Source organism: Curtobacterium sp. UNCCL17 (assembly GCF_000686685.1).
In the GTDB taxonomy this organism is placed as follows: Bacteria; Actinomycetota; Actinomycetes; order Actinomycetales; family Microbacteriaceae; genus Curtobacterium; species Curtobacterium flaccumfaciens.
This window is the reverse complement of the sequence record NZ_KK366002.1, coordinates 329,028-338,095: the sequence shown is the minus strand read 5'-3', so window position 1 is coordinate 338,095 and position 9,068 is coordinate 329,028. Positions and strand designations below refer to the sequence as shown.

Annotated in this window: 11 protein-coding genes; 8 read left to right on the top strand and 3 right to left on the bottom strand. The window is 72.3% G+C overall.

What is annotated here, in order from left to right:
- The first annotated feature begins 277 nt into the window (after window positions 1-277).
- Window positions 278-820, top strand: coding sequence for a type 1 glutamine amidotransferase domain-containing protein (locus BR70_RS0115425; protein ID WP_027466778.1), 543 nt, complete (start codon window positions 278-280; stop codon window positions 818-820).
- Between the two features lie 39 nt (window positions 821-859).
- Here the strand turns inward: BR70_RS0115425 and BR70_RS0115420 are convergent, their stop codons facing one another.
- On the bottom strand, window positions 860-1,378 hold the full coding sequence (locus tag BR70_RS0115420; protein WP_051597092.1) for a hypothetical protein: 519 nt from the start codon (window positions 1,376-1,378) through the stop codon (window positions 860-862).
- A gap of 155 nt (window positions 1,379-1,533) precedes the next feature.
- Here BR70_RS0115420 and BR70_RS0115415 point away from each other — a divergent pair, with 155 nt between their 5' ends.
- Genes BR70_RS0115415 through BR70_RS0115400 form a run of 4 tightly spaced genes read left to right on the top strand, consistent with a single transcriptional unit; the run spans window position 1,534 to window position 4,181 of the window.
- Complete coding sequence (locus BR70_RS0115415) at window positions 1,534-3,126, top strand: AlkA N-terminal domain-containing protein (RefSeq protein WP_027466776.1); 1,593 nt, start codon at window positions 1,534-1,536, stop codon at window positions 3,124-3,126.
- Window positions 3,123-3,635: a methylated-DNA--[protein]-cysteine S-methyltransferase gene (locus BR70_RS0115410; RefSeq protein ID WP_017885832.1), complete on the top strand. Its 513-nt coding sequence runs from the start codon at window positions 3,123-3,125 to the stop codon at window positions 3,633-3,635. The genes BR70_RS0115415 and BR70_RS0115410 overlap by 4 nt, the downstream gene beginning before the upstream one ends.
- A 28-nt stretch (window positions 3,636-3,663) precedes the next feature.
- Window positions 3,664-3,924, top strand: coding sequence for a type II toxin-antitoxin system Phd/YefM family antitoxin (locus BR70_RS0115405; protein ID WP_027466775.1), 261 nt, complete (start codon window positions 3,664-3,666; stop codon window positions 3,922-3,924).
- On the top strand, window positions 3,921-4,181 hold the full coding sequence (locus tag BR70_RS0115400) for a type II toxin-antitoxin system RelE family toxin (protein ID WP_027466774.1): 261 nt from the start codon (window positions 3,921-3,923) through the stop codon (window positions 4,179-4,181). The genes BR70_RS0115405 and BR70_RS0115400 overlap by 4 nt, the downstream gene beginning before the upstream one ends.
- Before the next feature lie 32 nt (window positions 4,182-4,213).
- Here the strand turns inward: BR70_RS0115400 and BR70_RS0115395 are convergent, their stop codons facing one another.
- Together BR70_RS0115395 and BR70_RS0115390 are read right to left on the bottom strand one after the other, a co-directional pair.
- Entirely contained in the window at window positions 4,214-4,807 is a 594-nt protein-coding gene (locus BR70_RS0115395; protein WP_027466773.1) for a TetR/AcrR family transcriptional regulator, read from the bottom strand.
- Between the two features lie 9 nt (window positions 4,808-4,816).
- A complete protein-coding gene (locus tag BR70_RS0115390; protein ID WP_027466772.1) occupies window positions 4,817-5,383 on the bottom strand; it encodes a hypothetical protein in 567 nt (188 codons plus the stop codon).
- Window positions 5,384-5,594: 211 nt separating this feature from the next.
- Between BR70_RS0115390 and BR70_RS21300 the strand changes: the two genes are divergently transcribed.
- The 3 genes from BR70_RS21300 to BR70_RS0115375 all read left to right on the top strand — a co-directional run bounded on the left by BR70_RS21300 (window position 5,595) and on the right by BR70_RS0115375 (window position 9,003).
- Window positions 5,595-6,416, top strand: coding sequence for an alpha/beta fold hydrolase (locus tag BR70_RS21300; protein WP_051597007.1), 822 nt, complete (start codon window positions 5,595-5,597; stop codon window positions 6,414-6,416).
- Between the two features lie 18 nt (window positions 6,417-6,434).
- Window positions 6,435-7,307: an HAD family hydrolase gene (locus tag BR70_RS0115380; RefSeq protein ID WP_081827414.1), complete on the top strand. Its 873-nt coding sequence runs from the start codon at window positions 6,435-6,437 to the stop codon at window positions 7,305-7,307.
- A gap of 220 nt (window positions 7,308-7,527) precedes the next feature.
- Window positions 7,528-9,003: an APC family permease gene (locus BR70_RS0115375; RefSeq protein ID WP_027466770.1), complete on the top strand. Its 1,476-nt coding sequence runs from the start codon at window positions 7,528-7,530 to the stop codon at window positions 9,001-9,003.
- Window positions 9,004-9,068: the final 65 nt, after the last annotated feature.

Below are 9,068 nucleotides of genomic sequence, written 5' to 3'. Positions count from 1 at the left end.
GGGCCGGCACCGTGCCTCCAGGCCGACTGTGGGCGCGTCCACGGCGCCTCGCCCGCTGGTCAGGACACTCCGCCCTGCCTGCGCTGAGTGGTCAGGAACCGTCGGCTGCGCCGCCGCCAGCCGACGTTTTGTGACCGCCCGGCGGACGTGAGCGGGGAGTTGCGACCGCTCGACCGCCCGACCGGACCCCCCCCAGCCGCCCCTGCACGCCTGCCCAGCCGACGCCGACGACCCTCGGGTGTGCGGCCGGAACGACCGGGCCGCGGAAGGAGCGATCATGGCAACCCTCGACGGCAAGAAGGTCCTCGTCATCACGACGAACTACGGCGTGGAGCAGGACGAGATCGTCGTCCCCACCGAGCAGCTGCGTGAGCGTGGTGCCTCGGTGACCGTGGCGGCGAAGGAGACCGGCACGATCCAGACGCTGGTCGGCGACAAGGACCCGGGGCAGACGCTCGAGCCGGACACCACCATCGCCGGTGTCGACGCGAAGGACTTCGACGCCCTCGTGATCCCCGGCGGCACCATCAACGCCGACACGCTGCGCCAGGAGTCCCGTGCAGCGACGCTCGTGCAGGCCTTCGCCGAGGCGAGCAAGCCGGTCGCGGCGATCTGCCACGGCCCGTGGACCCTCGTCGAGGCGGGTGTGCTGTCGGGCAAGACCGTCACGTCGTTCCCGTCGCTGCAGACCGACCTGCGCAACGCCGGAGCCGAGTGGGTCGACCAGGAGGTCCAGGTCGACGGCGGCTTCATCACCTCCCGCACCCCGGACGACCTGCCGGCGTTCGTCGACGCGATCGAGAGCGCCCTCACCGCCTGAGCACTGCGCCGACGAGCGTCTCGCCGCTAGGCGACCGCGTCAGCCGAGCGCCACGGGGCGGGCCGTGCGGAGCACCGCGGGTCCGAGGGTGAGCACACCGTCGGACTCCGGGTCGCACCGCACGCCGCCCCGGCCCCGCATCGCCCGGAACGCCCCGGGGGCCACCTCGTGGTCCATCCAGGCGCAGGGGTTCGCCGCACGGTAGCCACGGAACCGGACCGGTCCGTTACCCGCGTCCGGCGTCACGCTCTCCAGCGAGAACGGCTCGCCCCGAAGTGCCTCGACGTCGGCGCCCCGCAGGAACACGTTCCGGCGGGTCGCAGCGGGGTCGACGGTGACGCCGATCGCCTGACCGACGGCTTCGAGTCCCTCCAGTCCGATCACCGTGACCGAGGCGTGCACGTGCGCCCGGGCCGCGAAGTACCGGTCGCCGACGATGCCCAGCCCGGCCCGCAGCTCGATCCGGTCGCGTGACTCGTCCGGATCGTCCGCGGCCACCGGCAGCGCGCCGTCGGCCGGGCGCCCCTCGTACCGGTGCCGCGGCGAGACGAGCAGCATCGCGACCTCGACCTCGGTCCGGAACGGCAGGTCGTCGAGACCGGCCACGTCGTCTGCGGGAGTCACGCGTCCAACGCTAGCCGGGCCTCCCGGCCGTGCGCTGCTCCGTCCGATTCCCGCCAGTCGACGTCGGCGGCGCATGTCAGGCTGAGCCCATGACCAGCCCGGACACCGACGCGCAGCCCGACGCGCTGCACGCCGAACGGCACCGCGCCGTCGCCTCCCGCGACGCGCGCTTCGACGGCCAGTTCGTCACCGCCGTGCACTCCACCGGCATCTACTGCCGGCCCAGCTGCCCGGCCCGCACGCCGAGGGTCTCGGGCGTCACCTTCTACCGCACGAGCGCCGCAGCGCACCTGGCCGGCTTCCGCGCCTGCAAGCGCTGCCTGCCCGAGGCGACTCCCGGCAGCCCCGAGTGGGACCTGCGCGAGGACGTCGCCGGCCGGGCGATGCGGCTCGTCCTCGACGGTGTCGTCGAGCGCGACGGCGTCCCCGGGCTCGCCGCGCGCGTGGGGTACTCGGAGCGGCAGCTCAACCGCATCATGACGGCCGAGCTCGGCGCCGGGCCGAAGGCGCTCAGCCGGGCGCACCGGGCGCAGACCGCGCGGACCCTGCTCACCTCGTCCGACCTGCCCGTCGCCGACGTCGCGTTCGCCGCGGGGTTCGCCAGCGTCCGACAGTTCAACGACACCGTGCGCGAGGTCTTCGCCGTCACCCCGACCGAGCTCCGCGCACGCCGGTCCGGGGGAGTCGACGGTGCCACGGACGGCGGTGACGGCGCACTCCGCGTCCACCTGCCGGCCCGGGCACCCTTCGACGCGCAGGGCCTGCTCGACTGGCACGCGCTGCACGCCCTGCCGGGCACGGAGCAGGTGGACACCGACCGCGCCGGTCGGGTCACGTCGTACGGGCGGCTGGTCGACCTGCCTGGAGGCCCGGGCTGGTTCAGCGCGTCGGCCGCCGTCCCCGACGTGGCCGGGCGGGGCACCGGGATCGACCTGCATGTGCGGGTCACCGACCTCTCCGACCTGCCGGCCCTCGTGGCGCGTGTCCGGGCACTGTTCGACCTCGACGCCGACCCGGTCGCCGTCGACGCCGTCCTCGGGGCCGTGCCCGAGCTCGCCGGACCCGTCGCTCGCGTGCCCGGTCTCCGGCTCCCCGGCGCGGTGGACGCGCACGAGATCGTGTTCCGCACCCTGATCGGGCAGCAGGTCTCGGTGGCCGCGGCGCGCACCGCGCAGACCCGGCTCGTGGCCGCACTCGGAGCGGCGGTGCCGGACGCCATCCAGGCCGGCGGGCTGCTCTTCCCGTCGGCGGCGGTGATCGCCGAACGCGGGCACGAGGTCCTGCGTGGCCCGGCCGCCCGCGTCGACACGATCCTGCGGGTGGCCGCCGCGCTCGCCGACGGGTCCCTGGTGGTGGACGGCGGGCAGTCCCTCGGTGACCTGCGCGACGGACTCCTCGCGGTGAAGGGCATCGGGCCGTGGACCGCCGACTACGTCGCGCTGCGGGTCCGGCACCACCCCGACATCTTCCTCCACAGCGACCTCGCCGTGCGGAACGGTGCACAGGAACTCGGGCTGCCCGGAACGGCGCGCGAGCTCTCCCTATGGTCGGAGCAGGTGGCCCCCTGGCGGAGCTACCTCACGATGCACTGCTGGCGACCGATCATCGACCGCGCGATGACCGCGACCGCCGGCGCCCGTGCAGCCCGTGCCACCGAGGACCCCCGGAAGGACGACCGATGACCGACGCAACCATCCAGACCCTGGACACCCCCGACGGGCCGTTCACCGTGCTCGAAGACGCCGAGGGCAGGGTCCTCGCCTCCGGGTGGACCGACTCCGTCGAGCGGATCCTCGCCCGCCTGGCCGATCGCCACCGCCCCGACCGCGTGCTCGACGGCGTGGTCGCCTCAGCCGACGCTGTCGACGCCTTCTACTCGGGCGAGGTCGAGCACGCCATGCAGGTACCGGTCCGGCAGTTCGGTACCGAGCTCTTCACCGAGGGGTGGCGCCAGCTCCGCCGGATCCCCGCCGGCGGCACCCTGACCTACACCGGGTTCGCGGCGGCGATGGGTCGGCCCGACGCGGTGCGGGCAGCGGCGAGCGTGTGCGCCCGGAACGCCCCGGCGCTCTTCGTCCCGTGCCACCGGGTGCTGCGCTCGGACGGCACGCTCGGGGGCTTCGCGTGGGGGCTCGACGTCAAGCGGTCCCTGCTCGAACGGGAGTCGGTCGGCACCACGGCACTCGTCTGATTCGTACAAAACGCTCTAGAATGTACAGGTGAGCGAAGTGTCGATCTCCGAAGCCCGTGGCCGTCTGGCGTCGATCATCGACGACGCCCGTCACGAACCCGTCTACCTGACCCGGCGGAACAAGCGCGTCGCTGCCGTGGTCGACGCGGCCGTCCTCGACCGGTTGCTCGAGGCGGCGGAGGACCTGGACGACCTGGTCGCCTACGACGAAGCCGTCGCCGAGAGTGCCCGCATCGGTGGCGAGAACGTCAAGTGGGACGACCTCAAGCGCGAACTCGGCCTCGGGTGACGTACTCGGTCGAGGTCATCCCGGCCGCGCGACGCGTCATCCGCGCGCTCCCGCTCGACGGACGGCGGCGGATCGAGGGGCTCCTCGCGATCCTCGCCGAGCACCCCCGGCCACCCGCCGCACGCAAGCTCGTGAACCGGCCCGGGTGGCGAGTCCGCTCGGGGGACTACCGACTGATCTACCGGATCGACGACGGCAAGCTCGTCGTGGTGGTCGTCGACGCTGGGCACCGGCGCGAGGTCTACCGGGACCGCTGAGCCGGCAGCCGTCAGTCGTCAGTCGTCAGTCGTCAGCCGATCGTGCCGCGCAGGCTGTCCACGTGCAGTTCGACCAGCGCCAGGACCCGCTCGGGCGCACGTGCCGTCGGGTCCCACGTGTGCTCGATCGCCAGCCCGTCGATCAGCGCGTGCAGCCGGTCCGCTTCATCGGTCAGGTCGCGATCGGCGCCGAGGCTGCCGTCCTCGCGCAGGATCTCCAGCGCCCGGGTGCACACCCGGCTGACCCCGTCGTTCAGGCGTCGGGCGCTCGCAGCCAGGTGTTCGTCGGTGCGCGCGAGCACGCCGAGCTGCACCTGCGCCAGGATCTCGGTCGTGCGCTCAGCGTCGAGCGGCAGCACCTGGGCGAGGACGTCCAGTGCGAGCGCACGACCCGTCGAACGCAGGGCGGCGAGCCGAGCGGTGACCCGTTCCTCGATGATCGTCAGGCAGTGCTCGCGCAGGGCGTCCTGCGTCGGGAACACGCGGCGGAGTGACGCCGGGGCGATGCCGGCCTCGTCCGCGACGTTCCGCACGGACAGTGCGCTCAGGCCGTCCCGCTCCAGGATCCGCAGGCAGGCCGCGGCCACCAGGGATCCCCGTTCCTCGAGGTCGACACGGCGGGGCACCGGGTCAGCCTACGGCCGGCTCGACGCGCCGGCCGGGTCCGCGGCTGCGGTGGTGACTCGGCGTGGCCAGATCGTGTAACTGATCGCCCACAGCAGTTCGACGCCCAGGACCACCCCGAGCAGTGCGACCGTGCCCTGCAGTTCGTCCGTGCGCTCCGGGTCGCCGACGACGAGGACGAGTCCGCCGATGATCCCACCGGCGATCAGCACGGCGAGCCCGGTCCGCAGCACGTCGCCCCAGCACCGGGCCGTGTACCGCCGTCCACTCAGGCGTTCCGGTGCCGGACCGCCGGCGAACCGGTGCGTGAACCGGACGTCCGCCCACGCGATCATCCGGTGCCCGTACGCGACCGAGAAGCCGATGTAGATCGCCGCGAGCCCATGGTGCCACGACGCGGTCCCACCGCCGAGCAGGTCGACCGTGACGACCGCGAGCAGCACGACGTCGATCACGGGTGCCGCGACGAGCATCGCCGCACCCGTCCGCGGCCGTCGCAGCAGGTACCGGGTGGTCAGGCCGCCGAGGATCGCGACCCAGAAGGCGATCTCGCAGGCGACGATGGCGATGAGTGTCATGGTTCCCCGTTGCAGTGGCGGTGATCGTGTGAGTACAGGTGTACTCAAACAGCATGGCACGGCGACCACCCCGGTGTCGAGCGACGGGGTTCTGCCCCTGGAAGCGGGGGGAGACACGGGCTTCCACGCCTGCGACACTCGGAGGACCGGTAATCCGCACGGTCCCCTCCGAGGCCCGACGCATCGCCGTCGACAGCTCGCAAAGGACCCCATGCTCCCTCCAGTCGACCGAACGGTCGTCTCCTCCGACGGCACCACCATCGCCGTCTCCGAGGCGGGGGACGGGCCGGCGGTCGTCGTCGTGGGCGGTGCCTTCGACCACCGGGGGACCCCGTACCTCGACCGCGTGGTCGCCGAGCTCGGCTCGACCCACCGCGTGGTGACCTACGACCGCCGTGGCCGTGGTGCCAGCGGTGACTCCGCGACGTGGGCGATCGAGCGCGAGGTCGACGACCTGCGCGCCGTCGTCGAGAGCATCGGCGCACCGACCACCGCCGTCGGCATCTGCGTCGGCGCCGGCGTCGTCCTGCACGGGCTCGCCACCGGACTGCCCGTCGACGGTGCAGTCCTGTGGGAACCGCCGTACCGCGCATCGGTCGACCCCCACGCCGACGACGTCGTGTTCGCCGACCTGCTCGACGAACACGTCGGTGCCGGCCGCCGGGCCCAGGCCGTCCGCGGGTTCCTGACCCAGGTGCTCGGGGTCCCGATGGGCCAGGTCACGGCACTGCGGCTCAAGGGGTCGCTCTGGCGCTCCCTGGTCGTCGACGCCCACGTGCTCAGCCGCGAGGTCCGTGTGCTGAACGGCCTCGCCGTGCCCGAGCGCGTCGCTGCCGCAGTGGGGGTGCCGGTGCTCGTCGGCGCCGGTGGCGACGGACTCGAGTGGATGCGTCGTGCTGCCCGCGCCCTCGTCGACGCGGTGCCCGGTTCGGAGTACACCGAGGTGCCCGGGCAGGGACACGTCCCCGCCCCGGCAGCCCTCGGAGCCCTGATCGACCGCGTCCGGAGCCGGATCGTCTCGCCCAGCAGCTGACTGCGAGAGGATGGGCGGGTGAACGCACCCCGCCTCGGTCTCCTGCTCGACGTCGACGGGCCCATCGCCAGCCCGGTCTCCCGCACCATCGCGATCCCGAGCATCGTCGCGGACCTCGTCGCGCTCGCCGCCGAGGGCATCCCGATCGTCTTCAACACCGGACGCAGCGACGCGTTCATCCGCTCCGAGGTCGTCGGCCCGCTGCTCGCCGGTGGCCTCGCCGAGGGCGGGCGGGTCCACGCGGTCTGCGAGAAGGGCGCCGTGTGGTGCTCGATCGGTCCGCAGTACGACGGCGGCATGGGCGAACTGACGGTCGCCGAGGACCTCGCGCTGCCGCGGGACTACGCCGACGAGATGCGCGAGCTGGTCCGCGACGAGTACGCCGACCTGGTGTTCTTCGACGAGACGAAGCGCGCCATGGTGTCGATCGAGCAGCGCGTCGAGGTGCCGAACGCCACCTACCTGGCCCGCCAGCCGGAGTTCGACGCGAAGGCCATGGCCGCGCTCGAGCGTCGCAGGCTCGGTGTCCGCCGACTCGACGACGTCCGACCCGACGCCGACGGTGCCGTGCAGTGGCGCATCGACCCCACGATCATCTCGACCGACGTCGAGTCCGACCGCAGTGGCAAGGACCTGGGAGCCGAGCGCTCGCTCGAGCTCCTCGGGCAGGACGGCGAGCTCCCGGTCACCTGGCGCACCGTGGGGGACTCCCGCAGCGACTACGCCATGGCGGACTGGCTGCACGCCCACGGCCACGAGGTCGCGCACGTCGACGTCCGTCCCGCCGACGGGGTGCCGGCCACGCCGTACCCGGTGCTCACCGCCCCCGACGGCGTGATCCACGACGAGGCCGGCGCCCGGTTCCTGGCGGACTGGCGCGCCGGCCGCTGACGCGAGCACAACCGCACCCCGCGACCGCACTCCGCGACCGCACCCCGCGACCGCGGCCCTGGACGCACCGTCGGCCGACCGAGCGGTGCGTGCCGGACCGGTGCCGGGCCTCCTGGCCGTCGCCGGACCGGGCCACCGTCCGGGCGGACGCTTTGCGTGACACAGTGGTACACCAGTACCCTTCCGAGGTCCGCCGCCAGCCGATGACGGGATCCACCCCATGGCAACGAAGCTCCGCATCAAGTCGATCGAGGCCTCCCTGGCCGACTCCGAGGAGCAGGGCAGGTCCCTGAAACGCTCCCTGAAGACGTTCGACATCGCCGCGATGGGGATCGCGGTCGCCGTCGGCGCCGGCATCTTCTCGGTCGGCGCGAACGCCGCCGCGAACTTCGCCGGGCCCGGCGTCATCATCTCCTTCCTGCTCGCCGCCGTCACCTGCGGCCTGGCGATCATGTGCTACGCCGAGTTCGCGTCGACGATCCCCGTCGCCGGCTCCGCGTACACGTTCACCTACGCCACGATGGGGGAGCTGCTCGCCTGGATCGTGGGCTGGGACCTCATCCTCGAGACCCTCACCGCCAGCGCCGTGATCGCGAAGTACTGGGGTATCTACCTCAGCGAAGCGTTCAAGGTGTTCGGTGTCGGCCTGCCGAGCACGATCCAGCTCGGTCCGATCGCGTTCACCTGGGGTCCGGTGCTCATCGTCGGGATCTTCACGGTGCTCCTCGCCTTCGGCACCCGCCTGTCCTCGCGGGTGTCGGCGGTCATCACCGTCATCAAGGTCGCCATCGTCGTGTTCGTCATCGTCGCCGGTGCGTTCTTCGTCAAGGCCGCGAACTTCACCCCGTTCATCCCGCCGGCCGAGCCCGCCAAGGGCGCCGAGGGCAGCGTCTGGACCCAGTCGCTCGTGTCCTGGTTCACCGGTGCCGAGCCCGCCCAGTACGGCGTCTTCGGCCTGCTCGCCGCGGCGTCCCTGGTGTTCTTCGCCTTCATCGGCTTCGACGTCGTCGCCACGAGCGCGGAGGAGACCGAGAACCCCCAGAAGACGCTGCCGCGCGGCATCTTCATCGGCCTCGGCATCGTGACCCTGCTCTACGTCGGCGTCAGCATCGTCATCACCGGCATGGTGTCGTACCAGCGCCTGGCGGAGGAGAAGACGCCGTCGCTGGCCTCGGCGTTCAACATCGTCGGACTGCCGTGGGCCGCCGGCATCATCGCCATCGGCTCGCTGATCGGTCTGACCACCGTCGTCATGGTGCTGCTGCTCGGCCTGTCCCGAATCGTCTTCTCGATGAGCCGTGACGGGCTGCTGCCCCGCTGGTTCTCGAAGACCAACCCGAAGACGCAGACCCCGGTGCGCGTGCAGGTCGTCGCCGGTGTCGTCGTGGCGCTGCTGGCCGGGTTCACCGCGGTCGACAAGCTCGAGGGCATGATCAACATCGGCACGCTGTCGGCGTTCGTCCTGGTGTCGATCGGCATCGTCGTGCTGCGTCGGTCGCGGCCCGACGCCCCGCGGGCCTTCCGGGTGCCGTGGTCGCCGGTGCTGCCGATCATCTCGGCGGTGCTGTGCTTCTGGCTGATGCTGAACCTCGAGGTCGAGACCTGGCTCCGGTTCGTCGTCTGGCTGGTCATCGGCTTCGTCATCTACTTCGGCTACAGCCGTCGCCACAGCCGCGTCGGCCAGCGCATGCAGTAGGGCGGTTCCGCAAGACACCGGTGTTCGCACGTTGCACACCCGCACAACGCGGTTCGACGTGTGGA

What these genes read in the sequence shown, in the direction of transcription:
- BR70_RS0115375 (WP_027466770.1), top strand. Translation starts at nt 7,528, where the DNA reads ATGGCAACGAAGCTCCGCATCAAGTCGATCGAGGCCTCCCTGGCCGAC.
- BR70_RS0115425 (WP_027466778.1), top strand. Translation starts at nt 278, where the DNA reads ATGGCAACCCTCGACGGCAAGAAGGTCCTCGTCATCACGACGAACTAC.
- BR70_RS0115390 (WP_027466772.1), bottom strand. Translation starts at nt 5,383, where the DNA reads ATGACACTCATCGCCATCGTCGCCTGCGAGATCGCCTTCTGGGTCGCG.
- BR70_RS0115415 (WP_027466776.1), top strand. Translation starts at nt 1,534, where the DNA reads ATGACCAGCCCGGACACCGACGCGCAGCCCGACGCGCTGCACGCCGAA.
- BR70_RS0115410 (WP_017885832.1), top strand. Translation starts at nt 3,123, where the DNA reads ATGACCGACGCAACCATCCAGACCCTGGACACCCCCGACGGGCCGTTC.
- BR70_RS21300 (WP_051597007.1), top strand. Translation starts at nt 5,595, where the DNA reads ATGCTCCCTCCAGTCGACCGAACGGTCGTCTCCTCCGACGGCACCACC.
- BR70_RS0115420 (WP_051597092.1), bottom strand. Translation starts at nt 1,378, where the DNA reads ATGCTGCTCGTCTCGCCGCGGCACCGGTACGAGGGGCGCCCGGCCGAC.